Origin of the sequence: Pantoea ananatis PA13 (assembly GCF_000233595.1) — a bacterium.
Classification (GTDB): Bacteria; Pseudomonadota; Gammaproteobacteria; order Enterobacterales; family Enterobacteriaceae; genus Pantoea; species Pantoea ananatis.
In genome coordinates this window covers 1,179,243-1,205,397 of the sequence record NC_017554.1, presented here as the reverse complement: position 1 = coordinate 1,205,397, position 26,155 = coordinate 1,179,243, and the positions used below count along the sequence as shown (strand labels likewise).

The 26,155-nt window shown below is 46.9% G+C and carries 22 protein-coding genes, 1 other RNA gene and 4 pseudogenes; 15 read left to right on the top strand and 12 right to left on the bottom strand.

Translation table 11 applies throughout. From position 1 onward, the window contains the following. Position 1: 1 nt before the first annotated feature. Positions 2-580, bottom strand: a complete 579-nt coding sequence (gene rpoE, locus PAGR_RS05805) for an RNA polymerase sigma factor RpoE (RefSeq protein WP_006120509.1) — start codon at positions 578-580, stop codon at positions 2-4. Positions 581-950: 370 nt separating this feature from the next. Between rpoE and nadB the strand changes: the two genes are divergently transcribed. Then, positions 951-2,612 carry an L-aspartate oxidase gene (gene nadB / locus PAGR_RS05800; protein ID WP_014605255.1) on the top strand — a complete coding sequence of 554 codons (1,662 nt, stop codon included), beginning with the start codon at positions 951-953 and terminating at the stop codon, positions 2,610-2,612. On the opposite strand, the gene trmN is transcribed toward nadB, so the two are convergent. Next, positions 2,594-3,346 carry a tRNA(1)(Val) (adenine(37)-N(6))-methyltransferase TrmN gene (gene trmN, locus PAGR_RS05795; protein WP_014605254.1) on the bottom strand — a complete coding sequence of 251 codons (753 nt, stop codon included), beginning with the start codon at positions 3,344-3,346 and terminating at the stop codon, positions 2,594-2,596. The genes nadB and trmN overlap by 19 nt on opposite strands. Positions 3,347-3,513: 167 nt before the next feature. Here trmN and srmB point away from each other — a divergent pair, with 167 nt between their 5' ends. Continuing rightward, positions 3,514-4,842: an ATP-dependent RNA helicase SrmB gene (gene srmB / locus PAGR_RS05790; RefSeq protein ID WP_014594342.1), complete on the top strand. Its 1,329-nt coding sequence runs from the start codon at positions 3,514-3,516 to the stop codon at positions 4,840-4,842. Positions 4,843-5,050: 208 nt separating this feature from the next. Here srmB and grcA read toward each other — a convergent pair whose 3' ends face one another. Continuing rightward, positions 5,051-5,434 carry an autonomous glycyl radical cofactor GrcA gene (gene grcA / locus PAGR_RS05785; protein ID WP_014605253.1) on the bottom strand — a complete coding sequence of 128 codons (384 nt, stop codon included), beginning with the start codon at positions 5,432-5,434 and terminating at the stop codon, positions 5,051-5,053. A gap of 256 nt (positions 5,435-5,690) precedes the next feature. On the opposite strand from grcA, the gene ung reads away from it, so the two are divergent. Next, entirely contained in the window at positions 5,691-6,371 is a 681-nt protein-coding gene (gene ung, locus PAGR_RS05780) for a uracil-DNA glycosylase (protein ID WP_014594344.1), read from the top strand. Between the two features lie 58 nt (positions 6,372-6,429). Here the strand turns inward: ung and grpE are convergent, their stop codons facing one another. Next, on the bottom strand, positions 6,430-7,011 hold the full coding sequence (gene grpE / locus PAGR_RS05775) for a nucleotide exchange factor GrpE (RefSeq protein ID WP_014594345.1): 582 nt from the start codon (positions 7,009-7,011) through the stop codon (positions 6,430-6,432). A gap of 122 nt (positions 7,012-7,133) precedes the next feature. On the opposite strand from grpE, the gene nadK reads away from it, so the two are divergent. The 3 genes from nadK (at position 7,134) to bamE (ending at position 10,295) form a co-directional block, all read left to right on the top strand. Then, positions 7,134-8,012: an NAD(+) kinase gene (nadK, locus tag PAGR_RS23625; protein WP_014605252.1), complete on the top strand. Its 879-nt coding sequence runs from the start codon at positions 7,134-7,136 to the stop codon at positions 8,010-8,012. A gap of 84 nt (positions 8,013-8,096) precedes the next feature. Beyond that, entirely contained in the window at positions 8,097-9,758 is a 1,662-nt protein-coding gene (recN, locus tag PAGR_RS23620) for a DNA repair protein RecN (RefSeq protein WP_014605251.1), read from the top strand. A gap of 186 nt (positions 9,759-9,944) precedes the next feature. After that, on the top strand, positions 9,945-10,295 hold the full coding sequence (gene bamE / locus PAGR_RS05760) for an outer membrane protein assembly factor BamE (protein WP_014605250.1): 351 nt from the start codon (positions 9,945-9,947) through the stop codon (positions 10,293-10,295). Between the two features lie 130 nt (positions 10,296-10,425). On the opposite strand, the gene PAGR_RS05755 is transcribed toward bamE, so the two are convergent. Both PAGR_RS05755 and PAGR_RS05750 read right to left on the bottom strand, forming a co-directional pair. Next, positions 10,426-10,719: an RnfH family protein gene (locus PAGR_RS05755; protein ID WP_013026782.1), complete on the bottom strand. Its 294-nt coding sequence runs from the start codon at positions 10,717-10,719 to the stop codon at positions 10,426-10,428. Next, positions 10,712-11,146, bottom strand: coding sequence for a type II toxin-antitoxin system RatA family toxin (locus tag PAGR_RS05750; RefSeq protein WP_013026783.1), 435 nt, complete (start codon positions 11,144-11,146; stop codon positions 10,712-10,714). Before PAGR_RS05750 ends, PAGR_RS05755 begins: the two co-directional genes overlap by 8 nt. Before the next feature lie 158 nt (positions 11,147-11,304). On the opposite strand from PAGR_RS05750, the gene smpB reads away from it, so the two are divergent. The 6 genes and pseudogenes from smpB to PAGR_RS05725 all read left to right on the top strand — a co-directional run bounded on the left by smpB (position 11,305) and on the right by PAGR_RS05725 (position 16,773). Then, a complete protein-coding gene (gene smpB / locus PAGR_RS05745) occupies positions 11,305-11,787 on the top strand; it encodes an SsrA-binding protein SmpB (RefSeq protein ID WP_013026784.1) in 483 nt (160 codons plus the stop codon). Between the two features lie 43 nt (positions 11,788-11,830). Next, positions 11,831-12,193: a transfer-messenger RNA gene (ssrA, locus tag PAGR_RS22980) on the top strand. Positions 12,194-12,394: 201 nt separating this feature from the next. Beyond that, a pseudogene (locus PAGR_RS05740) lies at positions 12,395-13,631 on the top strand (integrase domain-containing protein). Beyond that, a complete protein-coding gene (locus tag PAGR_RS05735) occupies positions 13,600-14,805 on the top strand; it encodes a DUF262 domain-containing protein (protein WP_237711078.1) in 1,206 nt (401 codons plus the stop codon). The pseudogene PAGR_RS05740 and the gene PAGR_RS05735 overlap by 32 nt, the downstream one beginning before the upstream one ends. Then, entirely contained in the window at positions 14,798-15,880 is a 1,083-nt protein-coding gene (locus tag PAGR_RS05730; protein WP_014605247.1) for an AAA family ATPase, read from the top strand. The genes PAGR_RS05735 and PAGR_RS05730 overlap by 8 nt, the downstream gene beginning before the upstream one ends. Beyond that, on the top strand, positions 15,877-16,773 hold the full coding sequence (locus tag PAGR_RS05725; protein ID WP_014605246.1) for a hypothetical protein: 897 nt from the start codon (positions 15,877-15,879) through the stop codon (positions 16,771-16,773). The genes PAGR_RS05730 and PAGR_RS05725 overlap by 4 nt, the downstream gene beginning before the upstream one ends. 196 nt (positions 16,774-16,969) lie before the next feature. On the opposite strand, the gene PAGR_RS05720 is transcribed toward PAGR_RS05725, so the two are convergent. Both PAGR_RS05720 and PAGR_RS24085 read right to left on the bottom strand, forming a co-directional pair. Beyond that, positions 16,970-17,272 carry an ogr/Delta-like zinc finger family protein gene (locus PAGR_RS05720; RefSeq protein WP_014605245.1) on the bottom strand — a complete coding sequence of 101 codons (303 nt, stop codon included), beginning with the start codon at positions 17,270-17,272 and terminating at the stop codon, positions 16,970-16,972. Then, positions 17,269-17,484, bottom strand: coding sequence for a hypothetical protein (locus tag PAGR_RS24085; protein WP_237711077.1), 216 nt, complete (start codon positions 17,482-17,484; stop codon positions 17,269-17,271). Before PAGR_RS24085 ends, PAGR_RS05720 begins: the two co-directional genes overlap by 4 nt. Before the next feature lie 296 nt (positions 17,485-17,780). On the opposite strand from PAGR_RS24085, the pseudogene PAGR_RS05710 reads away from it, so the two are divergent. Then, positions 17,781-19,208: pseudogene (locus PAGR_RS05710) on the top strand (DNA primase family protein); the annotation flags it as partial. Between the two features lie 146 nt (positions 19,209-19,354). On the opposite strand, the gene PAGR_RS05705 reads toward PAGR_RS05710, so the two are convergent. The 3 genes from PAGR_RS05705 to PAGR_RS05695 all read right to left on the bottom strand — a co-directional run bounded on the left by PAGR_RS05705 (position 19,355) and on the right by PAGR_RS05695 (position 23,298). Next, positions 19,355-20,110 carry a hypothetical protein gene (locus tag PAGR_RS05705; protein ID WP_014605244.1) on the bottom strand — a complete coding sequence of 252 codons (756 nt, stop codon included), beginning with the start codon at positions 20,108-20,110 and terminating at the stop codon, positions 19,355-19,357. Next, positions 20,107-21,744 (bottom strand): RNA-directed DNA polymerase, encoded by a 1,638-nt coding sequence (locus PAGR_RS05700; RefSeq protein ID WP_014605243.1) that lies wholly within the window; start codon positions 21,742-21,744, stop codon positions 20,107-20,109. The genes PAGR_RS05705 and PAGR_RS05700 overlap by 4 nt, the downstream gene beginning before the upstream one ends. Positions 21,745-22,497: 753 nt before the next feature. After that, positions 22,498-23,298 (bottom strand): DUF3800 domain-containing protein, encoded by an 801-nt coding sequence (locus PAGR_RS05695; RefSeq protein ID WP_014605242.1) that lies wholly within the window; start codon positions 23,296-23,298, stop codon positions 22,498-22,500. 868 nt (positions 23,299-24,166) lie between these two features. On the opposite strand from PAGR_RS05695, the pseudogene PAGR_RS05690 reads away from it, so the two are divergent. Together PAGR_RS05690 and PAGR_RS05685 are read left to right on the top strand one after the other, a co-directional pair. Continuing rightward, positions 24,167-24,430 (top strand): annotated as a pseudogene (locus PAGR_RS05690) (integrase arm-type DNA-binding domain-containing protein); the annotation flags it as partial. A 27-nt stretch (positions 24,431-24,457) separates the two neighbouring features. After that, positions 24,458-24,943, top strand: a pseudogene (locus PAGR_RS05685) (integrase core domain-containing protein); the annotation flags it as partial. A gap of 223 nt (positions 24,944-25,166) precedes the next feature. Here PAGR_RS05685 and PAGR_RS05680 read toward each other — a convergent pair. Next, positions 25,167-26,114, bottom strand: coding sequence for a LysR family transcriptional regulator (locus tag PAGR_RS05680; RefSeq protein WP_014605241.1), 948 nt, complete (start codon positions 26,112-26,114; stop codon positions 25,167-25,169). Between the last annotated feature and the right edge of the window lie 41 nt (positions 26,115-26,155).

Here is a 26,155-nt window from a genome sequence, read left to right as displayed (position 1 = left end):
ATCACTGACGTTGGATAAGCGGTTGAACTTTATTATCAATGGCCTCACGTGCACGGAAGATACGGGACCTGACCGTGCCCACCGGGCAATCCATAATGACGGCGATCTCTTCATAGCTCAGACCGTCAAGTTCCCTGAGGGTAATTGCCATTCGCAAGTCCTCAGGAAGCGCCTCGATGGTACGAAAGACGATTTGTTTCAGTTCATCTGACAACATTAAGTTCTCAGGGTTCGAAATTTCTTTCAATGCGCCCGCACTTTCGAAGTTTTCAGCATCAATTGCATCAACATCACTGGAAGGCGGACGACGCCCCTGAGCGACCAAATAATTTTTTGCTGTATTCACTGCTATACGATACAGCCAGGTGTAAAACGCGCTATCGCCCCGGAACGAGTCCAGCGCACGATAAGCCTTGATAAATGATTCCTGAACGACATCAGGCACATCGCCTGAAGGGACATATCGTGAGACCAGGCTCGCCACTTTATGCTGGTAACGGATTACCAGTAAGTTAAACGCCTTTTGATCCCCCTTCTGAACCCGTTCAACAAGAACCTGGTCCGCTAACTGCTCGCTCATCCGAGGTAATGTCTCCCCAAATACTTTCTTATGCGTTAAGGAACTGCCAGCACACCGCTATTGAGCAAGCATGCGCTTTGAGTCATTGCGTGGCAAAAAGTTCACTCTCGGCCTCTTTTAAGCCACTTTGCGGCAAAATCACACAGTTTGTTCATTTTCGTTCAGTGTAACGCGCGCAAATCGCAGGCAGAGTAACCTATGACAACAGCTTTTTCATCTTTAAATCCTTGTAATCGATTAAGTTTGGTATAAAAACCCGATTTAAACCTGCAAAACATTAACCTCTTGATATCACTAATGAATTAATTTTCAGACACGCATATCGCCGCGTTTGTGTTCAAAATACTTCACAAAAAACGTCCAAACGCTTATGCTCGGTCCATTCTTGTTTAGTAAATTAAACACTATGACAACTTTCTCTTCCTCTGATTATCAGTGTGATGTCCTTATCGTCGGCAGCGGTGCAGCAGGATTGTCGCTGGCATTGCGTCTGGCAGAGCATTATCAGGTCACCGTATTAAGCAAAGCGCAGGTCAATGAAGGCTCGACGCTGTATGCGCAAGGCGGGATTGCGGCGGTTTTTGACGAAACCGACAGCATTGATTCACATGTGGAAGACACGCTGATCGCGGGGGCAGGTTTATGCGATCGGGCCGCCGTCTCCTTTGTGGCCAGCAATGCGCGGCACTGCGTGCAATGGCTGATTGATAACGGCGTGGCATTTGATACCGATCCGCAGGCTGCAGGCGAGATGCGCTATCACCTGACGCGTGAAGGCGGCCACAGCCACCGCCGTATCCTGCACAGCGCGGATGCGACGGGTCGCGAAGTGGAAACCACGCTGGTAGGCAAAGCGTTGCATCATCCCAATATCCGCATTCTCGAGCGCACCAACGCGGTGGATCTGATTCTTTCGGATAAGCTCGGCCTGCCGGGCCCGCGCCGGGTGACCGGCGCCTGGATTTGGAACCGTAATCGTGAACGGGTTGAGACCTGCCGCGCACGTGCCGTGGTGCTGGCGACGGGCGGCGCGGCCAAAGTGTATCAGTACACGACCAACCCCGATATCGCCTCTGGTGATGGCATTGCGATGGCCTGGCGGGCGGGATGTCGCGTGGCTAATCTGGAGTTTAACCAGTTTCATCCGACCTGCCTGTTTCATCCCCAGGCACAAAACTTTCTGCTCACTGAAGCGCTGCGCGGCGAAGGAGCCTGGCTGGTGCGGCCCGATGGCTCGCGTTTTATGCCCGACTTCGATGCGCGTGCTGAACTGGCGCCGCGCGATATTGTCGCCCGCGCCATCGATCACGAGATGAAACGCCTTGGCGTTGACTGTATGTATCTGGATATCAGCCATCAGCCTGAAGCCTTTGTGCGTTCACACTTCCCGATGATCTACGAAAAACTGCTGACCTTTGGTTTCGATCTGACCAAAGACAGGATCCCGGTGGTGCCTGCCGCGCACTACACCTGCGGTGGCGTCATGGTCAACGCGCAGGGCCGCACCGATATCAACGGCCTGTATGCCATCGGTGAAGTCAGCTACACCGGCCTGCACGGTGCCAATCGCATGGCCTCCAACTCGCTGCTCGAATGCCTTGTATATGGCTGGTCGGCAGCAGAGGATCTGCTGCGTGTTTTACCGGAGGTCGAAGCCGTTGATAACCTGCCGGCCTGGGACGACAGCCAGGTGGATGACGCCGATGAACGGGTGGTAATTCAGCATAACTGGCATGAGCTGCGGCTGTTTATGTGGGATTACGTGGGCATTGTCCGCACCACCAAACGGCTGGAGCGGGCACTGCGCCGCATTACCCTGCTGCAACAGGAGATAGACGAGTATTACCATCATTTCCGCCTGTCCAATAACCTGCTGGAGCTGCGTAACCTGGTGCAGGTGGCTGAGCTGATGGTGCGCTGTGCACTACAGAGAAAAGAGAGCCGCGGGCTGCATTTTATCCGCGACTATCCGGATTTGCTCCCTGAGGCCCAGCCTACCGTGCTGCAACCGGGTCAGGACATAAACAAATAGAAGTCACGCGTCAGGCTTTGCCAGGCGTCTGAGTACTGCCTGTCTGCATCGCGAATAGCCAACCGCTCAAACAGGGTTTCGCCGGGGCTGGGAGAAAATCCCAGCAGAACCCGATGCGGGGGACGATGTGCGTACTCTGCTACATCAAAACGAAAGCGTAAGTGCCAGCCGTCAGCCTGTGCCAGCGCGATAACCTGCTGCCCTGTCGCTTCGGGTAAGACCACACAGAAAAACCCCTCTTCTTCGATCAGCGCGGCCGCACAGCGCAATAACGTCTGATGATCTAATGAACCAGTGGCACGTGCGCTGTCTCTTGCCGGGGTTGCGCAGGCTACACCGGGATCAAAGTAAGGAGGATTACTGACGATAAGCGAGTAACGCGCTTCGCAGTTTTCAGCCCACTGGGCGATATCCTGCTGATGAACCTGCATTCGCGCTGCCCACGGCGACTGCTGGATGTTTTCATGCGCCTGCTGTGCGGCGTCCGGATCTAACTCTACGGCATCCACGTCGACATTCGACGGAGTACGCTGGGCCAGCATCAGGGCTATCAGGCCCGAACCGGTGCCGATATCGAGGATCCGCTTCACCCCGGCGACCGGTGCCCATGCGCCCAGCAAAATACCATCTGTGCCGACCTTCATCGCACAGCGGTCATGTGCAACAAAAAACTGCTTGAAGGTAAAACCATTCTTTTTTAATTGTGGCCGCGCCTGCGGCTTGTCCTGCATCATACTCAGCGACCATTCACCTTTTATCCTGCCGTACGGCAAGGCGTAAGTGTAACGTGGTGGGTTGGGGAATTCACGCCGTTGACGTAATCTGGCGCAGTCAATACCGATAAACAGATGAAGATTATGTTCGATCTGTCTATAATCAGCGCCCCAAACTGAGGTAGAACATGACCGTAACCACATTTTCCGAACTTGAACTCGACGAAAGCCTGCTTGAAGCGCTGCAGGAGAAAGGCTATACGCGCCCGACAGCAATTCAGGCTGCTGCCATTCCCCCCGCGCTGGAGGGCCGCGACGTTCTGGGTTCGGCACCTACCGGGACCGGGAAAACCGCCGCATATTTATTACCGGTGTTGCAGCACCTGCTCGATTTTCCGCGCAAGAAGTCTGGCCCGCCGCGTATTTTAATTTTAACGCCAACCCGTGAGCTGGCCATGCAGGTTGCCGACCAGGCACGGGAACTGGCGAAACACACGCATCTGGATATCGCCACCATCACTGGCGGCGTGGCCTTCATGAACCACGCTGAAGTGTTTAGCGAAAATCAGGATGTCGTGGTTGCCACCACTGGTCGTCTGCTGCAATACATTAAAGAAGAAAACTTTGACTGCCGCGCTGTAGAAACGCTGATCCTGGATGAAGCCGACCGCATGCTGGACATGGGCTTTGCTCAGGATATTGAAACCATCGCGGGCGAAACGCGCTGGCGCAAACAGACGATGCTGTTTTCTGCCACGCTGGAAGGCGAGCATATCAAGGATTTCGCCGAGCGCCTGCTGAATGAACCGGTTGAACTGGAAGCCGATCCCAGCCGTCGCGAGCGTAAGAAGATTCAGCAGTGGTATCACCGCGCCGACGATCTTGAGCACAAGACAAAGCTGCTGGTTCATCTGTTAAAGCAGCCGGAAGTGACCCGTTCAATTGTGTTTGTGCGCAAGCGCGAACGTCTGCATGAGCTGGTCAGCTGGCTGCATGATGCCGGTATCCGCACCAGCTACCTCGAAGGTGAAATGGTGCAGGCTAAACGCAATGAGGCGATTAAACGCCTGGTCGAGGGCCGCGTCAATGTGCTGGTGGCGACCGATATTGCCGCACGCGGCATTGACGTCGACGATGTCAGCCACGTCATCAACTTCGATATGCCGCGCACCGCTGACACCTATCTGCACCGCATTGGCCGTACTGGCCGGGCCGGTCGTAAAGGTATCGCGATTTCGCTGGTTGAAGCACACGACCATCTGCTGCTGGGTAAAGTCAGCCGCTACGTTGATGAACCGATTAAAGCCCGGGTGATTGACGAGCTGCGTCCTGTTACGCGCGCGCCATCGGCGAAAACGACGGGAAAACCGTCGAAAAAGGCGCTTGCCAAGCGTGCAGAGAAAAAAGCGAAAGAAGAAGAGAAACCGCGGGTTAAAAAGCGTCACCGTGACCTCAAAAACGTGGGTAAGCGTCGTAAGCCGAGCGGCAGTACGCCGGGCAGCGAGAGTGCGGAATAAATCAGCACGGACTTAAAAAAATCGCCTCTATTGAGGCGATTTTTGTTTTTTAAAGGCCTGTAAATACGCGTTTAGCGTGATTTTAGCATCGAACAGCCCACGCTGGCCTGCCAGCCCAAACGCGCGCTTACCCAATCAAATTTATCATATTGTTAACATTGATAAATTTTGCAGACAGGCGCTGCGTTTTATTTCAGCGCCCGATCCGTTACAAACTTTCAGTAAAGGTACGGGCAATCACATCGCGCTGCTGTTCCGCGGTCAGTGAGTTAAAGCGCACGGCATAGCCTGAAACACGGATCGTCAGCTGGGGATACTTTTCGGGATGTTTCACGGCATCTTCCAGCGTTTCGCGGCGCAATACATTGACGTTGAGATGCTGACCGCCCTCTACGCGAACCTGAGGTTTCACCTCAACCGGCACGTCGCGGTAAGCCACGTCGCCTAACTCCCCAATCTTCACAATCTGATCCTCCTGATAGCCTGCAACGGCACAGAGGCAGCGCGCTTCGGCTTTTTCTTCGTCCAGCAGCCAGAAAGAGTTAATTAACGCCGGATTACTCGATTGGGTAATCTGAATACCTGTGATCATTTCAATCTCTCCTGCAAGGTGCGACCTTCGTCTACACCGTGACTCAGTCAATTTGAGCTGTTGGTATACCACCCGATGTCTGCCATAGTTTTGACCTGCATCAATTACCGCCGGGCGTTTTATCGCCACCCTGATAAGCTTTTGATTTTAAAAACCCGCCTTAGGAAAATTTTGTTTAATTCTTCAAAAATTTTTGGGCTTCATGTCTGAAGACTGAACCGCTAAGCTTAGGGTTCGAAATACAAGGGAGTTGATCATGGCTGAAAAGCTGACCTGGCACGACGTGCTGGCCGAAGAGAAAGAAAAACCCTACTTCATCGAAACCCTGAAGCATGTCGCGAATCAGCGGGCCGCAGGCGTAACGGTTTATCCGCCTCAGAAAGATGTGTTTAACGCGTTTCGCTTAACCGAATTAGGTGACGTTAACGTCGTGATTCTGGGGCAGGACCCTTATCACGGCCCGAACCAGGCACACGGGCTGGCTTTCTCTGTGCTACCGGGCGTGCAGACGCCGCCGTCACTGCAGAACATGTACAAAGAGCTGCAGCAGGACATTCCGGGGTTTGAGCGGCCCAGCCATGGTTATCTGGCAAGCTGGGCGGAACAGGGCGTGATGTTACTGAACACCGTACTGACCGTTGAAGCCGGTAAAGCGCACTCTCACGCCCGACTGGGATGGGAAACCTTTACCGATACGGTGATTAAAGCTATCAACGAACAGCGTGAAGGCGTGATCTTTCTGCTGTGGGGCTCGCACGCCCAGAAGAAAGGCAGCATTATCGATCGCCAGCGCCATCACGTGCTGCAGGCGCCGCACCCTTCCCCGCTTTCCGCGCATCGTGGCTTCTTTGGCTGCCAGCATTTTTCCCAAACCAATGCGCTGCTACGCGATGCCGGTAAAACGCCGATTAACTGGACGCCGGTATTACCTGAGTAAACGCCATAAACACAAACGGCCGCGTCAGTGCGCGGCCGTTTGCAGGGTAAGACAGTAATCAGGCTTTCGCTTTCGCCACGGCAACCATGGCCGGACGCAGCAGGCGGCCGTTAAGCGTATAACCGCGTTGCATGACCATCATGACGTGGTTAGGCTCGAAATCCTCAGACTCCATCATCGACATCGCCTGGTGCACTTCAGGATTAAAGGGCACACCGGTTTCGCCGACCACTTCAACACCGAATTTACGCACCGCGCCCAGCAGGGATTTCAGCGTAAGCTCAATGCCTTCAACCATAGAGGCAGACTTCTCGTCTTCTTTGTTGGCCAGTTCCAGTGCACGTTCCAGGCTATCGATCACCGGAAGCAGCTCATTGGCAAACTTCTCCAGCGCAAACTTGTGCGCTTTTTCAATATCCATCTCGGTGCGGCGGCGAACGTTTTCAATTTCTGCCTGCGCACGCAGCTGCGCATCACGCACGCCCGTCTGCAACTGGGCTAACTCAGCTTCAAGCTGAGCGATGCGCTCATCACGCGGATCCACCTCTACTGCTGTCTCCGCGTCCTGAGGTTGGTGTTGATCCTGTTGAATTTCGTCTGAGACTTGCTCGTTTGGGGTGTTCTGTTCTTTACTACTCATGAATTTCTCCGCGTTTTGCACATTCACGTCGCTGGTTGGCTTATTATGGGGATTGGTTTGACGGATTCAAGGGAACACGTCACATCATCGTGCCGATTTGGCTTATGAGGAACACCCACTCGATGAACAAACACTTTAACTGCATTGGTATTGTGGGCCATCCACGCCATCCTACCGCGCTCACCACACATGAGATGCTGTGTCGCTGGCTGACTGCCAAAGGCTATCCCGTTATCGTTGAACAGCAGATTGCACAGGAACTGTCGCTGGGGAATGTTCAGACCGGTACACTGGCTGAGATTGGCCAACAGGCCGATCTGGCCGTCGTGGTGGGCGGCGACGGCAATATGTTAGGTGCAGCCAGAGTACTGGCGCGTTATGACATAAAAGTGATTGGCATTAACCGCGGTAATTTAGGGTTTTTAACCGATCTTGACCCCGATAACGCCCATCACCAGCTCGATGAAGTGCTGAACGGCAACTATTTTGTCGAAAGCCGCTTTCTGCTGGAAGCGCAGGTCTGCAAGACGGATTGCTCCCCGCGTATTGGCAGCGCCATCAATGAAGTGGTGCTGCATCCGGGCAAAGTCGCGCACATGATCGAGTTTGAAGTGTACATCGACGAAGTCTTTGCCTTCTCGCAGCGTTCCGATGGCCTGATTATTTCCACGCCTACCGGTTCCACCGCCTATTCGCTTTCAGCGGGCGGCCCGATTTTAACGCCCTCTCTGGACGCCATTACCATTGTGCCCATGTTCCCGCACACCTTGTCTGCGCGCCCGCTGGTGATCAACAGCAGCAGTACGATTCGGCTGCGTTTCTCGGCACGGCGTAACGACCTTGAGATCAGCTGTGACAGCCAGATTGCGCTGCCTATCCAGGAAGGAGAAGATGTGTTGATTCGCCGTAGCGAAAATCATCTCAACCTTATCCATCCTAAAAATTACAGTTATTTCAATACACTGAGTTCAAAACTGGGCTGGTCAAAAAAATTGTTCTGAAAATGAGCGCGCCCTCTTTACTGGATAAAAAACCAGTTTATACTGTATGAAAAACCATATGTGTTTATTCATACAGGTGACGCTATGCTGGCACAACTGACCATCAGCAATTTCGCTATCGTTCGTGAGCTCGACATTGATTTCCAACGCGGTATGACCGCCATCACTGGTGAGACCGGTGCAGGTAAGTCTATTGCTATCGATGCGCTTGGGTTGTGCCTCGGCGGTCGCGCCGATGCGGACATGGTGCGTCAGGGGGCCAGCCGTGCTGACCTGTGTGCGCGCTTTCAAATTAAAGCGTCGCCTTCTGCCCAGCGCTGGCTGAGCGATAATCATCTCGATGACGGCAATGAGTGCCTGCTGCGTCGCGTCATCAGCGCCGATGGTCGCTCACGCGGCTTTATCAACGGTACGGCTGTTCCTCTCTCGCAGTTACGCGATCTGGGCCAGTTGCTGATCCAAATCCACGGCCAGCATGCCCATCAGCTGCTGCTCAAACCCGATCATCAAAAGCACCTGCTGGATGCCTACGCCGGTCATGACGACCTGCTCGTTCAGATGCGGGCATCCTATCAGACATGGCACCAGAGCTGCCGCACGCTGGCGCAGCATCAGCAACAGGCGCAGGAGCGGGAATCCCGCCGTGAGCTGTTGCAGTATCAGCTCAAAGAGCTGAACGAGTTTGCGCCGGTAGCAGGGGAATTTGAGCAGATTGACGAAGAGTACAAACGCCTGGCGAACAGCGGTCAACTGCTGTCAACCAGCCAGCAGGCGCTGCAGCTGTTAGCCGACAGTGACGACACCAATCTGAACAGCATGCTGTACAGCGCGCGTCAGATGCTGTCTGAACTCACTGCGATGGATGACAAGGTCAGCGGCGTTTATAACCTGCTGGAAGAAGCCGCCATTCAGCTGAGCGAAGCCAGTGACGAACTGCGTCACTACTGCGACAGTCTGGATCTGGATCCGAACCGCCTCTATGAGCTGGAACAGCGTATCTCCCGGCAAATCGCCCTGGCCCGCAAGCACCATGTGGCACCAGAGGGCCTGCCCGCCGTGCACCAGCAACTACTCGATGAAGCGGAACTGCTGTCACAGCAGGAAAGCGATCAGGAAAGCCTGCAGACGTTGGTAACCGAACACTACAAGGCTGCCCTGGCGTGCGCGGAGCAACTGCATGCGCAACGCACCCGTTATGCCAACGAGCTACAGCAGTTGATTACTCAGAGCATGCATCTGCTTTCGATGCCGCACGGTCGCTTTGCCATTGAGTTGATCTTCAACCCGGAGCAACTGACCGCCGACGGCGCCAGCCGCATTGATTTTCAGGTAACGACCAACCCCGGACAGCCGTTGCAGCCGCTGGGGAAAGTCGCCTCGGGTGGTGAGCTGTCGCGTATCGCGCTAGCGATTCAGGTTATCACCGCGAAGAAAATGGAAACGCCGGCGATGATTTTCGACGAAGTTGACGTGGGGATTAGCGGTCCGACGGCTGCAGTAGTGGGTAAAATGTTGCGTCAGCTGGGCGAATCTACCCAGGTGATGTGCGTAACCCACCTGCCGCAGGTTGCGGGTTGTGGCCATCAGCATTTCTTTGTCAGCAAGGAAACCGATGGCGAAATGACAGAAACGCATATGCAGCCTCTGGATAAGCGCGCACGCCTGCAGGAACTGGCGCGGTTACTGGGCGGCAGCGAGGTCACCCGCAACACACTGGCTAACGCGAAAGAACTTTTAGCGGCCTGATATGCACTTTTTTACCACAGCGTGGTCATATGCATGCTCTGTAGAGGTTTCCAATAGCGAAAAGGTTTATTATCATCGACAGCTAATGTCGCCTGAATGATAAAGCCTGCCGCAGGCAGAGTTCAGAATTTGATGGCAGAAGAACAGCCTGTAAAAGGTGTTTCGCCCCGGAAAAGGAATGTATAGATGCGCTGTAAAACGCTGACTGCCGCGGCAGTGGTAATGTTAATGATGACCGCCGGATGTTCCACTTTAGAGCGCGTTGTTTATCGCCCCGATATCAATCAGGGCAACTATCTGGTTGCTAACGATGTTGCCAAGATTCACACCGGTATGACTCAGCAGCAGGTTGCCTATACGCTGGGCACCCCAATGATGAAAGATCCCTTTGGCAGCAATGTCTGGTACTACGTCTTCCGTGAGGAGCCAGGCCACGAGAAGGTGAAACAGCAAACGCTGACCCTGACCTTTGACCGTAGCGGCGTACTGACCAACATCGATAACAAGCCCGCGCTGTCTTCTTCACAGGATAATTAATCCAGGACGCCAGGGTCGTTACCGACAAGCGACCTAGCACCATCGAACGCAGTAAGAGCGAACGTAAAAGACAGAACGTAAAAAGGCGCTAATCAGCGCCTTTTTCATGCTCAGAAATTGAACCGAGAGATTATTTTTTACTGCTTGCCGCGCGCTCTGCTCGTTGACGACGAAGCTCTTTCGGGTCGGCAATCAGCGGACGATAAATTTCAACCCGGTCGCCTTCCTGCACGGTATCGCTCAGTTTTACCGGATGGCTGTAAATCCCCACCTTGTTGCTGGCGAGATCGATTTCAGGCCGCAGTTCCAGCAAGCCTGATTTGCGGATAGCCTGTTCAACCGTGCTGCCCTCTTCCAGTTTTACGTAATGCTGATACTGTTTTTCAGGCAGGGCGTACACCACCTCGACAGAGATATCAGGCACTGTAAACCTCTTTGGCGCGCTGGGTAAAGGCCTGCACCATGCTGTTGGCCAGCTCTTTGAAGATTCGACCAAATGCCATTTCGACCAGCATGTTGGTGAACTCAAACTCCAGGCTCAGCTCGACCTTACAAGCATCATCCCCGAGATCGACAAAGCGCCAGCCGCCGGTGAGCTTACGGAACGGCCCATCGACCAGTTGCATATGAATGCTCTGGTTGTCGGTCAGCGTATTTCGGGTGGTAAATGTTTTGCTGATGCCCGCTTTCGACACATCGACTGAAGCCGTCATTTGATTCTCTGAGGCATCCAGTACGCGGCTTCCGGTGCAGCCCGGCAGGAATTGCGGGTACGCATCCACATCATTTACAAGTTGGTACATTTGTCCGGCGCTAAAGGGGACAAGCGCCGAACGACTAATCTGAGCCATAATGGTTCCTGTTCGTCACAAAACCGCTAAATAATAGCATTTTCAGCGATTAAACAAAAATTCCTCATTGCCATGGTGTGCTAGAATACCCTGTTTCCTGCTGCCCCGCTGGACTGGGGATGCGATAACCGACCAAGTGATGTAAAATACGCGGCATTATGACAAAGAAAAAAGCACACAAACCCGGTTCTGCCACCATTGCCATGAACAAGCGCGCCCGCCACGAATACTTCATTGAAGAAGAGTTCGAAGCCGGCCTGTCGCTACAGGGATGGGAAGTTAAATCACTCCGTGCAGGTAAAGCCAACATCAGTGACAGCTACATTCTGCTGCGTGATGGTGAAGCTTATCTGTTCGGTTCCACTTTTCAACCACTTGCGGTGGCTTCATCGCATGTGGTCTGCGATCCTACCCGCAGCCGTAAACTGCTGTTGAAGCAGCGTGAGCTGGACTCACTTTACGGCCGTGTGAACCGCGAAGGCTATACCGTTGTGGCGCTGTCGCTCTACTGGAAAAACGCCTGGTGTAAGCTAAAGATTGGCGTTGCTCGCGGTAAGAAAGAGCACGACAAGCGCAATGACATCAAAGATCGCGAATGGCAAATGGATAAAGCGCGTATCATGAAGAACGCCAATCGTTAAACACTGGATTTCGATACGCTTTTTTGCTAGTATTTGAAGTTCTGGGGCTGATTCTGGATTCGACGGGATTGTGAAGCCTTAGGAGCATGCCGAGGGGCGGTTGGCCTCGTAAAAAGCCGCAAAAAAATAGTCGCAAACGACGAAAACTACGCACTAGCAGCTTAATAACCTGCTTAGAGCCCTCTCTCCCTAGCCTCCGCTCTTAGGACGGGGATCAAGAGAGGTCAAACCCAAAAGAGATCGCGTGGATGCCTTGCCTGGGGTTGAAGCGTTAAACTGAATCAGGCTAGTCTGTTAGTGGCGTGTCTGTCCGCAGCTGACCGGCGAATGTAAAGACTGTACTAAGCATGTAGTGCCGACGGTGTAGTAATTTCGGACGCGGGTTCAACTCCCGCCAGCTCCACCAAAATTCTTTCGCGGCGATACCAGAATTGTCCGCTGAAGTCCTGAAAGCCCGCACGGTGAAAGCCTTGCGGGCTTTTTTGTGCCTGTAACCTTCCGAGACGATCCGCCTGAATCCAGAGATAATTGGTATACGAATTGGTTCACGCTAGAAGGTGGGCCAAAAACGTGTACCAATTATGGACGGAAACCATTCAGGGCGCGGATCACACGCCACCTTACCAATAACGAAATCCTCAAAGCCAAAACTCAAGAGAAAGACTTCACGCTGCATGATGGGGATGGACCTTTACCTGCTCGTCAAAACATCCGATAAGAAGCTGTGGCGTTTTCGCTATCAACGTCCTACAAGTAGTAGCCGTACAAATCTCAGCTTAGGCTCTTACGCTGCCCTAACGCTCGCTGTGGCACGCCAAATGCGTGACAAATATCTGTCGCTGCTTGCGCAAGGGATCGACCCGCAGAAGCAGCAAGAGGAAGTATCGGAACAACGCCAAATCGAGCTGGATAGTATTTTTTTGGTTGTTGCCGGAAGGTGGTTTCAACTTAAGAGAAAAAGCGTTACCGTGAATTATGCGAAGGATATTTGGCGATCGTTGGAGAAAGACATCTTCCTTTCTATTGGTGAGATTCCTGTTCAAACGCTTAAGGCTAGAACGATTGTTAAAGCATTGGAGCCGATTAAACCTCGCGGCGCGCTTGAGACAATCCCCCGTTTGGTTCAGCGCATTAACGAGATCATGATTTATGCGGTTAACACCGGTTTGATTGATGCAAATCCTGCTTCTGGCGTTGGGATGGCTTTTGAGAAACCCAAAAAGCAAAATATGCCAACATTTCGACCTGAAGAATTGCCAAAGCTAATGCGTTCTCTAATTATGTCGAATCTTTCTGTTTCGACTCGCTGCTTGATTGAATGGCAACTCTTGACACTTGTTCGCCCTTCTGAGGCTTCCGGTACTCGGTGGCAAGAAATCGATCTAGATACTAAGCTCTGGACTATTCCAGCAGTGCGTATGAAGGCTAAGCGGGAGCACATTGTTCCTTTATCACCTCAGGCTTTAGATATTTTGGAAGTAATGAAGGCTATTAGCGCTCACCGAGAGTATGTTTTTCCAAGCAGAAATGATCCACAGCAACCAATGAATAGCCAGACGGCTAATGCTGCTTTAAAACGCATTGGATATGGTGGTAAGTTAGTTGCACATGGCTTGCGTTCAATTGCGAGTACAGCAATGAATGAAGCTGGATTTAAGGCCGATGTAATTGAAGCAGCTCTGGCGCATTCAGATAAAAATGAAGTGCGTAGCGCCTATAACCGTTCCACTTATCTTGTACTCCGTCAGGAGTTAGTGACTTGGTGGTCAAATTTAGTTTATAATCAATTTATTATCAACCCGTTAGAGGTAAATGATGGCAACCCTAATATTAGATCAGAATGAAGAATTAGCGGAAGAAGGGATTTTATCTGGAGTTGAAATAGAAGATGAAGATATCTCGAATGAATCTTATGAAAAAGAACCTTTTGATACTGACTCCATTTCAATAACATCTAAAATTGTCGCTTTAGATACTGTTCTTAGAAGAATAAAAAATAAGACTATTAAATTAGCCCCCGACTTTCAACGAGAGTATGTATGGGATATAAAAAGGAAAAGTCAGCTCATTGAGTCCATGATGCTTAAAATACCTTTACCAATGTTCTATGTTTCTGAAGATAAAAATGGAATATGGGAGGTTGTAGATGGTCTCCAGAGGCTAACTACTATTAAAAATTATGTTCTAGGTGACGATAATGATGGTAAAGGCTTTAAGCTCAAAGGGCTTGAGTTTTGGTCAGAGATTTATGATGGTTTTGATTTTTTTAATCTAGAAAAGCAAGCATCTAATGTTAAGGTCGTCAATAATATTTTAGAAACTGAGCTTTCATTTATAGTAATAAATCCCGAGACACCAGAAAAAGTAAAAAGGAATATTTTCAAGAGGATAAATACTGGTGGAATGAGACTATCAAACCAAGAAATAAGGCATGCTCTTTATCAAGGGAGAGCTAGTGATTTATTAAAAATATTAGTTGAAGATAATGTATATAGCAATGTAATTAATAACACCGTTAAAGATAATAGAATGGCTGGCAGAGAGTTAATCCTAAGATTTTTATCATTTTATTTACTAAACTACGCCACTTACAAAGGCGATATGGATGATTTTCTTTCAAACACTATGAGAGCTATAAATGGTGAAATTGATATACCATTCAAGGATGTAGCAATCCCAGATGATGCTGAGATTGTTAAGTTATTTAGAACTGGTTTATCACGAGCTTATAGTTTGTTTGGTGAGCATGCCTTTAGGAAATCATTACCTAATGACGCAAGAAAAACACCAATAAATAAATCACTATTTGAATTATGGCTTTGCGTATTATCAAAAATGAAAGAAAATACATATAATACGTTGAATACAAAAAAAGATTCACTTATTAAAAGATACTCTGAAATAATGCAGGACGATGATTTCATCAATTCAATTAGTAGACATGGCTCAAGTATGCAAGGTGCAAAACACCGCAGAGAGCAGATATTAAAATTGATCAGGGAGATTAAAAATGCTTGATTTCATCAATATTAAATCATTCAAGTCTTTTATAGACTCGACTATTTCGTTGAATAAATTAACAATTTTAACTGGACTTAATAACTCTGGAAAAAGCTCTATCATCCAAGCCATTAGAATGTGCTTGTTATGCAAAGACAATTTATCTCCATATATTCTAGGGCATGGTGATTTTTCAGAGTTAAAATCAAAGCTATCTTCACTGCATTCCAAAATTGATATTACCTTGAAGGAATCGAATAATGATTCAGGTGGGGTTTTGAATGTCAAATTAGAAGAAGACACTACCTTTTGCGACTGTAATATAGAACCTATTTCTTATGATTATATAAGCGCCGATAGGCATGGCCCTAGTGTAATTTTACCAACAATGAATAATGACATTAGTAACATTACTATCGGTTCAAAGGGTGAGTATTTCGTTGATTATTTCTTAAAATTTGAAAATGTAATCATCCCTGAATTAATCAGACATGAGAGTTCAATTGGTAATACGCTAAAACACCAAGTATCATATTGGATGAGTGAAATTTCACCAGGAGTTGACTTAAACTTTGAAGTTAACAAAAACCATGACATCTCTCATCTTGAAGTAAATACTTTCCGTGCAACCAATACAGGTTTTGGCATTAGTTATTCATTACCAATTGTTTTGTCAGCTTTAACAATGACTTCTATGCCACCGCTTGATGAATTTAAAAATTCCAAATTAAAAAAATGGCACAGCTGCCCTAATAAACTACTTATCATTGAAAATCCAGAAGCACATTTACATCCTAAAGGGCAAACAGCTCTTGGGAAATTGATTGCCTTAGCCTCAGCATGTGGTGTTCAAGTTATCGTCGAAACTCATAGCGATCATTTTGTTGATGGTGTTCGATTAGCAGTCAAACAGTATAACGCACTTTCCGCGCAAGACTGTTCTATTCATTACCTTACAAGAGAAAAAGGAATGCAATCTGTTAGTGAGGTAATTAAAATTAGTGAGGATGGAAAGCTAAGTTCTTGGCCAATAGGATTTTTTGACCAAACATCGATAAATTTATCAAAATTAGCCAAACGAGATAAAAAATGAATGCCATATTTATACTTGATGAACGTTGGTTGATTAATGCACTCAGTGTAATCCCAAACTCCATTGGACATTTAGAAAATATTGCTGATTTGGTAGAAAATATAAATGAAAAATCAAATTCCTTTATTCTTTGCTGCTCTGAAATTTATGAAAAACAATGCTCCGACCAACAGCTTTGTGATGTGATTTTTGGCGATTTAGCTAGGAATCCTATATCTAGAGATGCATTATTACGCTTATCTGTTATGTTAAACTCGATGGAAATGATAGATATTACAAGTGATAATAAAAACATCGAATCAGATGCATTAAAGATATTAAAAGAATATGATTTCGGTGGGTTAATTTTTAATGAAGATATCGTTACCGACTGGTGGAAGCCAGAGTCAATGATGGTAGTTAATGAAAAAAACAATATAGAAAAATACTATAGACTTCAATCGCTCCATGAAATGATTCCTTATCCCGAGCTTTCTATCCATCTCGATGATTTATTCCCATTGTTATATTTCCTTCCTGACGCAAAAGATTTCTCCAAGCTAGGCGTTTCACACAGAGAACATCTTAAAACAATCATTGAACATTTGTCTTATTTAAATGACCACGCTCGCAATCATTATCTAGAAGATAGAGACTCTTTTAATCGCACAGCAAGTTCCCACGGCGTTGATCTTTCTGGCGAAAGTAGTAACACAAGAAGTAACCCTAGTGCAATCAGAGAAAGAATTCGAACAATAGAAGATATGAATCTTGGGTTTGAAATGCATACTAAAATAACATGGAATAAGGGTAGAATTCATTTTCACATTGGAAATAACTTGCCCGCGTCAGTCTCAGAAATTACAGAAGGAAAATTAATTATCGGAATCGTGTGCGAACATTTGTCAACGTGACATTTACTTCCAACGCGCAATGCTATCCCCGCTACGCCTGCCCGCTTTATGCATCGCTTTTCATGCAGGTACATGATGCGGGCCGGGCCGCGCCCGGTATGAGCTGAACGAGGAAAAGCGGTGCATGTTTTTTCATGCAAATCCATGCACGCTATGAATGCATTACTTTTTACAAAGCGGCTGGCCAGAAAAAGGGTCAAAGGACAGGCACAAAAAAGCCGCTGTTCGGGCAGCGGCTTTGCGGGGATAAATGAATCTGGCGGAATGCAGAACCGTATCGGCCCAATGTCTGCCGCTCCCTAGCCGGTTCAGGTGGCGCTTCCGGTACTTTTTCCGGCTGTGGCGGTGCGGTGATCACCTTTGTGATGCTTTCATTCGTCTTGAAAGTACAAGAGCAGTCCAGGTTAGTGCACTGGTGATAACGCTCTTTCACCTGTTCGGACATATAGCGGCCTGATTTGGTGTGCGCCGCACTTTTGCAGTAAGGACAATGCATCATTTCTGGCTGCCCTCCTCAAGTATTGCACGCTGTGCCTGAATTGACTCAGCCAGCTTCTGACGGCGCATAGGGCTCGCATAAAGCTCCATATCAATACCCGTCATGGCCGGGCGGTGCAGGCCGATATTCTCCAGTAGCGGTGCCTCTTTCAGCACGTTGTCCGGCAAGGCCGCAGCCGCTTGAGTAAGCGCTTCACCGACTAGATAAGCCACGTCCTTAATACTATCTCGGTTGTCTCCGGCAAACGTCGGGGAAAGCTCTTCACGACGGAGACGCAGCTTAATGGCCCACAGCAGCGACGGACTTACGTTCGCAGGGCTGACTGCCAGTGCGCATCCGCGAACCCGGTAAATGCCTCCCGGTGCGATTCGACATACTCTTTACCACTGCCGCAGCATTTCAGCATCGCCTCCTGCCTATCCAGTGCCAGCTCTTTGAGCAGCCCGCAGAATTCATCAGCCAGTTCCCGGCTGGCGATGTGCTGAGAATGTTCGGCGCGCAGCTCGTCGGTGATATCGCCACGCAGGCACAGCTCACCACTTTCACCCAGCCGCAGCCACTCAGCCCGTTTGAATCCGTCAGCGAGGCTGACCTGAAGGCCATGAGCGCCAGCCAGAAAGCCGAGTTGCTGGTCGCCCATTACTGAGAGGCGCTGGCCGTGCCGCCCGTTGGAGAGGAAATCTGCCGCTACGAGAACGGCGCGTGGCAGGTGATGCCGGTACAGACGTTGCGCCGCGAAATCGCTGCGCTGTTTCAGAAGGTTCGCGCACCATTTTCAGCGGCCGGAATCGGCAGCGTGCTCGATACGCTCAAACTAATGGTGCCGCAGATGGGCGAACCGGCGCGCCGCCTGATTGGTTTTCGTAACGGGGTATTTGATACGACCAACGGTATGTTCAGCCCGCACCGCCGCGAGAACTGGCTGCGCACGGTCAAGAGCGTGGATTACTCCGCGCCACGTCCCGGCGAAAACCTCGCAGATCACGCGCCTAACTTTTACCGCTGGTTAACGCGGGCGGCCGCACACAATCACGATAAGCAGGAGCGCATCCTCGCGGCGTTATTTATGGTACTGGCAAATCGCTATGACTGGCAGATGTTCCTGGAAATAACTGGTCTAGGTGGAAGTGGGAAAAGTGTTTTAGCTTCGATTGCTACGCTGCTCGCTGGCCGCGATAACACTACGTCAGCCACCATTGATACGCTGGAATCATCGCGGGAACGCGCCAGCGTGGTGGGATTCTCGCTGATTATTCTGCCCGATCAGGAGAAATGGAGCGGCGATGGCGCAGGCATCAAGGCGATTACCGGCGGTGATGCAGTAGCCATCGATCCCAAATATCGCGATCCCTACTCAACCCACATCCCGGCGGTAATTCTGGCGGTGAACAATAACCCGATGCGTTTCAGCGATCGCAGCGGTGGCGTGTCGCGTCGTCGGGTAATACTCACCTTCCCGGAAGTGATACCGGCGAAAGAGCGCGATCCACAGCTACTGGATAAAATCAGCACCGAGTTGGCCGTCATCGTTCGTCATCTGATGCAGCGCTTCTCATCACCTAACGAAGCCCGCGCGCTGCTACAGGCACAACAGACGTCCGGTGAAGCGCTTGAGATAAAGCGACAGGCCGATCCGCTGGTCGATTTCTGCGGCTATCTGATGCCACTGAGCACGCCGAACGGGCTGTTCATCGGCAATACCAATATTCGCCCGATAAACCCGAAGCGCTATCTCTATCATGCATATCTGTCGTTTATGGAATCGCGAGGACATCAGCACCCGCTCAGCCTGACGGCTTTTGGCCAGGCTGTGCCGCAGACGCTGAAAGAATATGAGCGGGTACTGCTCAAGCGCAGAACTAATAACGGCATACAAACTAATCTCACGCTACATGAAGACAGCGAAGCAGATTGGTTGCCCGCATGTAGCGTCTGATAACATCATTACACATAAACCGGCTTTGAGCCGGTTTTAATATTTAATACATTCACTAATGTCAGCTAAGCTCAAGAGCTAATATTGGTCATCTCATACGGCCTTAAAGATGACAGGCAAAACTGTGACAATTCACTTAGAAGAATTTACTCTCCTAATTTGTATGCATAATCACCCACAATTGATGAAAATAGTTCCAATAACTCTAATTTAGTTCTACCAGCAGCTACTATTCTAACTAGTTCATTGAAGTCGATTTCAATATATTTGTTTGCCCTAGGATTCAAAAGTATACCTGTCTTCCATTCATCTGTGCCCCCTTCTATTGAGGATGAGAAACTCAACAACCAATAAATTAAAATCTGCCGGTAATCAGAAGATGAAAAGTTTTTATTTGTGCATTTTACTTCTATCAGCCGTTGGCCAATTGAGAAGTCTCCTTGACCTTCTGCTATCCATTGAAACCCAGGAATAATAGGAGATCTAACTACATTGCCACCCCCCCATTTTTCGCTCAAACCTTTTAATGACCTTATTAAATTATTAGCAGTTTGGTTAGCTATTTTAATCTCAATACTTGATAAATTAACGGGTAAAATCGCATCAAAGTACCTTGATTGCCGAGCTAAGGCGATAGACAAACACTCTTTCCAATCTTCATTTTTTTCTAAAAGAATTTGCTCTGCTCTTACATAGGCAACTTCAAATAACATAGCTGCATTTATATCTATTCCTACCAACATACTTTCATCAATAATCGTACAACCCGGCACAGGTTGTGCTTCGCGATTAAGATGTGCAACTATTGCCGGTAATAATTGTGGAAATAGCAAATCACAGATACCGGGAATATCTCGCGCTACAGTTCGAGGATCCTTGACGGGTAATCTTAGAAATCTCATTTATTATCTCCACTTAGGCACCAGTTAATAAACATGTCACAGAATGATGCTTTTCCTTTTTGTTCAACTCCTAATGACCATAAATTAGGTGTCGCTTTTTTAACTTGTTCCCTAAAATGTTTGCCATCATCGCCAAATTTATAGGATGTGAGCCAAAGCATTCTTTGCACTTCCGGTGACAACCTTGCCCATTTATTTCTCTCTGAAATGAATGATGGTCTATCTTTCCAATTCCTGACACAGTCAAGACAAGCTCTTTTAATTGTTTCAGATGAGCTATTATTTAACAAACCATGAACATAAGCTGCTCGATCATTTGTTCTAACCATTCTTAGTGAACGTAAAAAATGCAAACAGTTAGCTTCAGGTAGCAGTAAATGTTCAGAGTGGAGAATAACATCATCTATCATCTTATCAAGCTTCTGATAGATAGAACAATATCGCTTATCATTTCTAACAGAGATCACACCTTTAATAATTGTAGAAAAAGAACTTCTAAAGGAATGTAGGTTTTCTGAAGAGAGTAATGTTACACATAATTGTAATGCTAGAGCAGGCTCATGGAGCTTCAACGTTCTACTTATTTGATTCACCAAGAAAGTGTCTGGTTGGCTTTTATGAATTTCTAAATCAAGTAAGGCTTGTACATTTAGTTTTTCGACAGTTTCAACCAGTTCATTATAATCTGAAACGGGATTATCTGAGTAACGATCAAAATGCAAGTCAATTTTTTTAAGCTTACTAGATTTATCATCATCAACAAACAATTGTGTATGAACAAAGTTTTTATAATGTTGAGCTTTTAGAATTGTTGTTTTAGTTCTGTTTAATGACAATCCATAATCTGCCAAAGCATTGGACAAAATTGAAATAGCACGATACGCTTCAGCCTGATTGCTGGCAATTATAGTAAAATCATCTACATACCTATGCCACTTGAGTTTTGATGACGTCAAAAGTTGGTCAACCGAGGTCATTAGTAACTCAGCTAAAATTCTTGAGCACTGCCCACCGACCGGCAAGCCAAATGATCGACCAGCTGATAACTGACTTAGCAACCTATCAATTTGAGTTGCAACTGTTGAACCCTCACCAAATAAATCATTAATACAATTCTCGATACGATGATGATATATGTGCTCGTAAAAGCTTGATATGTCTGTTTGGATAACGATAGCCCCGTCATTGTCCAATGACGCATCATTAATTGTCGCTTCTTTATATGCTCTCCATGATTTATCTCTATCAAATATATTTTCACCTATTTCCAAATAACGATATGAGTGAGCACTTGGACTTCTTTTTGATTCATTTATTTCTGCAATAGATATTGCCAGCCCATTAAGATATATATTCCAAAATGGATGTATCTTAGTTGAAATCCTAAAGCCGCTTGCACCAGTTGGTGAAAGTAATCTTTCCGAATAAACTTGGATTCCATTCAAAATATTTTTTGTGTTTGTTTTTCCATCTTTTTCAAGCCTTTGAAAGAAGTCAAAGGCCATATTTGCCACCTGATCCTTAGAATCTGAAATAAAAACTGTATCGATATCAAAAGGCAACATATCGTTGTCGCCATGAGCGCCAACATCTTCGATAGCTCTTATAAAGTGTTCAAGTTTCACTGCATTCATCATTACCACCAAATTATTAAGTAACACCCATTTAAAAATCAACTTATGAAAACATTAACCAATATGAAATAATCATTTACACTTAAAATAATAACTTCCAACCTTGATTAAAACTCATTAAGCTTTCAGAAAAATTGGTTATTTCAAGCATAATAACTCACAATGCATTTTATTTCACAACTCTCTCAATTTGATTATCCAAAATTTAAGTATAGAAGCTGATAGAGTGATGCAACAGTAAATTACAGAGTACACACTGAATAATTAACGTTATCAGTGAAGGCGAAAAATAGCTTTCGATAACTCACTCCTATCACCAACTAACCGTCCTACTTCTGGTTAATAAGCCAACCGTGACTTCCGCTACGTCCGTTTCAGACACGCATTCGACTTGTGTGCGTAGCAGATGCCACTATGCACGACCTACGGACTTTACCAATAGCGTTTTTTGTGAGTCAGCAAGGAAAATCTCAAGCCAAAGAGCTGATCTCACCCTTCCTATAACCTCATCCATTGTACAGCGGCTAAGTATCTTGGTACTACATCATATAAAGCAGAAAAAAATAAGTATGATGCTCGTCATTTTACAGTTTTACTATCAGGTTGATTGACGATCTGTGAAAAGGATGTATGATCTTTATACCAAGTTTTGGGAATAAAGAGGCGGCTCCCAAAAGTAAACCGCCAAGTTGGTAACTTCGACTCGATAATTGGTCTGGTACTCCAACCACGCCGGCTGTGAGGTCGGCTCCTCTATTTTTTTGGTAGTGGATATCTCAATCGAACTGATTTTGTGTCTATATCTCTTGGACCTTTCGTTGGGTCATAAAAATACCAGATGTTAAACTTTCTCTCAGTATGCCATGTATCGTTTTGCAAATTTTCCCAGCCAAGGTATGAAGCAACTTTATTTGAAATTGCAATTTTTGCCTCAGAGGAGGCTTTCCCCTGATAAGCACACATAACTGATCCAAGAAAGAAATCTGCTATTTGAATGTTCTCAGATGACTTAGAGTCCTTAGTCACGACGCTAGCAATAATTTCAGGTCTGCCAAATTTATTTTTGAGTATGTTGTTAGCAATTATGTTAAATTCTTCATCAGCCTTCTTGTAACGAGAGGCTATGGGGTCAACCTCGATCCTGAAATAACTTTCTCTCTCGGGGTGAGCAGATATTACGCTGCTTATTTTTGTAGTTAGCAGCTTCGTGAAGTGTTTCCTTCTAGCAATATCATAATCGCCATTATGATATTTCTTATTCACCATAGATTTTTCAATTACGATACAGTGAAACGCTAACCATGGAACCTTGAAAAATAAATCAATAAGTTCAATGTAAAATTCGGCATATCGCTTGGAATGGGCTTTTTGCCACTTAATTTCTTCATAGAATCCATGCTTATCGCGCAAATTCCTAACTATGCGAGCAAAGTCCCCACGTCGCTGATACTTCATCCATAGGCTGCCAAAGCCGTAGAACCTTTGGCCGTCAATGCCTGATTCGTCACATGCAACATGCCAAATTAATTTGCCGGGGTGATCACCATCAATCATCGATAAGCTCGCATCGGATTCATCCTAAGGTGGTTATTTAACCACATACATAAGCCATTGATAAAGATCACTTTAATATTAAGCTAGCAGCCTCACTTCGATTGGTCTTATCTTCTGCTGTTTCCACCTATCAACAACTTATAGACTGCCCCATGGGCGTAAAAGACATTCCCTGGCTAATCACACATAACCAGCCTTATTGGTGGAGGTGAAAACATAACAATTGGCATCAGCGGACTGGCTGCAGCTTCAGCTTGCAGAGCTTCAATCAGCTCAATTGACTTACATCACATCGATTAACACAATCTAAAGACAGGACTCTTTGGGTTTGGCATAAAGCCAACATTTACTGTTCAGCGCCTAATGATATTCCCCTGTGGCGTCTTAAGAACTTCAATTTAAGGTGATCGCGCTAAATGAACACTTGTGTACAATTTACATCAAACCATTCATTACCTAAAACCATGAATCTAATGAACAAAAATCAAAAGTGAACAGTGTGAACACTTTTCCCTAAAATCATCTTATTTTGTATTTAGCGCCGAGCATTCGGTACCCTCGCGCAGTTGCTCCGGGGTATGAGATCCTATAATTGGTACACGTTTAGGTACATGAAGCAAAGTTGAACTGGATAAAAATCTTTTTTTACATGAGCTTGCGTAGTCTATTCAGACTCCGCCAGCCCATCGAAGATTACAAGCGTCATCCGATGAAGTCCTAAGAGCCCGCACGGCGCAAGCCCTGTAGGCTTTTTTGTACCTGCAATTTGTCCTGGGACAGTCTTAAGCAAACCAATTAAATCTGAACTTTTAGGCACCTCATAACGCTTTATTGTTTGTGAGGTGCCTAAAACTATGTAAACCCGGCAATTGCAAGACAAGCCAAACCTCTCTCCGTTAAGGAAATCGAATCTGCCAAACCCAGGGAAGCGGACTAAGTGCTCAATGATGGCGATGGCCTTGAGCTACTCATCAAATCCAGCGGCAGTAAAATCTGGCAGTTTCGTTACATCCGCCCTGTCACCCAGAAACGTGCGAAGAAGAGCATAGGCCACTACCCGTCAGTCACCCTTGCCGATGCCAGAAACTACCGGACACAGTCTCGCGCTCTCCTGGCGAAACAAATCGATCCGTAGGAGAACGTCCGAAGCGTGAATCCAAAGGGAAAAATCGCGGTAGTAGAAAGCGATATGCGTTGGTGTTCAGACTCCTTCGAGTTAGGTTGCTACGATGGTGAAAAACTACGGATCACGTTCGCGCTGTACTGCTGCGACAGAAAGGCCATAGACTGGGCAGCAAGCACCGAAGGCTACGACAGTTCTACCGTTCAGAATGTGATGCTGAGGTCGCTAGAAAAGCGCTTCTGCGAAAGGTTACCGGAAACAGCAGTGCAGTGGCTGACCTATAACGGTTCAGCGTATACCACGCATGAAACGCGGAGGTTCGCCAGAGGATTGAATCTGGATCCCTGCACAACAGCAGTGAGCAGCCCACAGAGCAATGGCATGGCCAAGCGGTTCGTGAAGACGATGAAGGAAGATTATAACGCGTTCATGCCCAAACTGGATGTGAGAACAGCACTGCGAAATCTTGCAGTAGCGTTCTCACATCACAATGAAAACCACCCGCACAGCGCGCTGGGATAAAACACCCCGAGGGAATACCAGCGGCAGCGGACATGGATAACTAAATATACAAAACTGTCCAGAGATAGCGGGTCAAGATTAAGCAAGCTTTTTTGTGTCCTGAAGTCAATCAACTTCAATCTGCATCAAGTTATACTTGGGGATACTGAGGGGGGACCGATAACTATGGCAAAGGTATTCCTGAAATTATGAGTATTGCTCAATCAGAAAGCAGGCCAACGATTTATTGTGAAATAGATTGGGAAGCCCCAAACAATGCTGTTGTCCGGGAGATAAAGTCATGCGCATACTTTGATAAAAAACTTTTTTTATGATAGATGATATTCAATGGGCTAAAAACATAACCATCTCGTAAAAGGACAGGTAAAAAAACATTATCTGGATATCTCTCTTGTAAGGTTGGCACTCTTATTTCAGTCAGAAAAAAAACGCCAAGATCATAATCAAATAAAGAAAGCATAAGTTCTATTGAATCAACCTCTAATATTTTTCTTGGTTTAAACCCAGCCTCTTGAAAGCATACATTTACAATTTCATGAAGACGATAATTTGATTTAAGTAAAATAAATGGAAAATTTTTGAATTTATCAAGCGTAGTACCATTTTTACATTCTAAAATAACATTATCTGCATCCCTTCCAAAATATTCAACAAGCAGTTTTCTGGTGACTGCCAGATATAGTCTGTCGTTCATCAATGGAATTGCCTCTAATAATGAATCACTTCCTTTTTTTATGCCTACAAAAAAGTCAAGCTCTCCGGAGATAACCATTTGCTCCATTCTGGCTGATGTTTCAGTTGTAATATTTATTGTAACATTAGGCCATTTTATAAAAAATTCCGGTAAAAGCATGGGGAGCCAATAACTACCTCTATATGGAGTCACGCCAATATTTAATGTACCTATATTATTCTGTTTTATATCATTTATTCGAGATGATACATTATTACTTTCCATGAGTATTTTTATTGAAGAGTCATAAAGCACTATTCCCGCCTGAGTTAATTTAAGCTGCGGTTTTCGATGAAATAGATCTGTGCCGTAATAATCTTCTAATTTTTTAATATGTATGCTGAGATTTTGCTGTGAGGTGGAGAGTTTTTGGGCAGTTTTGGTAAAGTTTAAATTTTTTGCCAACTCGACAAAATAGCTCAAACTAATGAAATTCATAACAACCTCAATATAACTATATAATAACCACCAATAATTAC

Bases quoted from the DNA above. Each gene is read 5' to 3' on its own strand.
- PAGR_RS05720 (WP_014605245.1), bottom strand. From the start codon at position 17,272: ATGATGCATTGTCCTTACTGCAAAAGTGCGGCGCACACCAAATCAGGC.
- PAGR_RS05750 (WP_013026783.1), bottom strand. From the start codon at position 11,146: ATGGCTCAGATTAGTCGTTCGGCGCTTGTCCCCTTTAGCGCCGGACAA.
- PAGR_RS05700 (WP_014605243.1), bottom strand. From the start codon at position 21,744: ATGAATGCAGTGAAACTTGAACACTTTATAAGAGCTATCGAAGATGTT.
- recN (WP_014605251.1), top strand. From the start codon at position 8,097: ATGCTGGCACAACTGACCATCAGCAATTTCGCTATCGTTCGTGAGCTC.
- rpoE (WP_006120509.1), bottom strand. From the start codon at position 580: ATGAGCGAGCAGTTAGCGGACCAGGTTCTTGTTGAACGGGTTCAGAAG.
- grpE (WP_014594345.1), bottom strand. From the start codon at position 7,011: ATGAGTAGTAAAGAACAGAACACCCCAAACGAGCAAGTCTCAGACGAA.
- PAGR_RS05730 (WP_014605247.1), top strand. From the start codon at position 14,798: ATGCTTGATTTCATCAATATTAAATCATTCAAGTCTTTTATAGACTCG.
- PAGR_RS05680 (WP_014605241.1), bottom strand. From the start codon at position 26,114: ATGAATTTCATTAGTTTGAGCTATTTTGTCGAGTTGGCAAAAAATTTA.
- smpB (WP_013026784.1), top strand. From the start codon at position 11,305: ATGACAAAGAAAAAAGCACACAAACCCGGTTCTGCCACCATTGCCATG.
- ung (WP_014594344.1), top strand. From the start codon at position 5,691: ATGGCTGAAAAGCTGACCTGGCACGACGTGCTGGCCGAAGAGAAAGAA.
- PAGR_RS05705 (WP_014605244.1), bottom strand. From the start codon at position 20,110: ATGAGATTTCTAAGATTACCCGTCAAGGATCCTCGAACTGTAGCGCGA.
- srmB (WP_014594342.1), top strand. From the start codon at position 3,514: ATGACCGTAACCACATTTTCCGAACTTGAACTCGACGAAAGCCTGCTT.
- PAGR_RS05735 (WP_237711078.1), top strand. From the start codon at position 13,600: ATGATGGCAACCCTAATATTAGATCAGAATGAAGAATTAGCGGAAGAA.
- PAGR_RS05695 (WP_014605242.1), bottom strand. From the start codon at position 23,298: ATGATTGATGGTGATCACCCCGGCAAATTAATTTGGCATGTTGCATGT.
- PAGR_RS05725 (WP_014605246.1), top strand. From the start codon at position 15,877: ATGAATGCCATATTTATACTTGATGAACGTTGGTTGATTAATGCACTC.
- trmN (WP_014605254.1), bottom strand. From the start codon at position 3,346: ATGATGCAGGACAAGCCGCAGGCGCGGCCACAATTAAAAAAGAATGGT.
- nadB (WP_014605255.1), top strand. From the start codon at position 951: ATGCTCGGTCCATTCTTGTTTAGTAAATTAAACACTATGACAACTTTC.
- nadK (WP_014605252.1), top strand. From the start codon at position 7,134: ATGAACAAACACTTTAACTGCATTGGTATTGTGGGCCATCCACGCCAT.
- grcA (WP_014605253.1), bottom strand. From the start codon at position 5,434: ATGATCACAGGTATTCAGATTACCCAATCGAGTAATCCGGCGTTAATT.
- bamE (WP_014605250.1), top strand. From the start codon at position 9,945: ATGCGCTGTAAAACGCTGACTGCCGCGGCAGTGGTAATGTTAATGATG.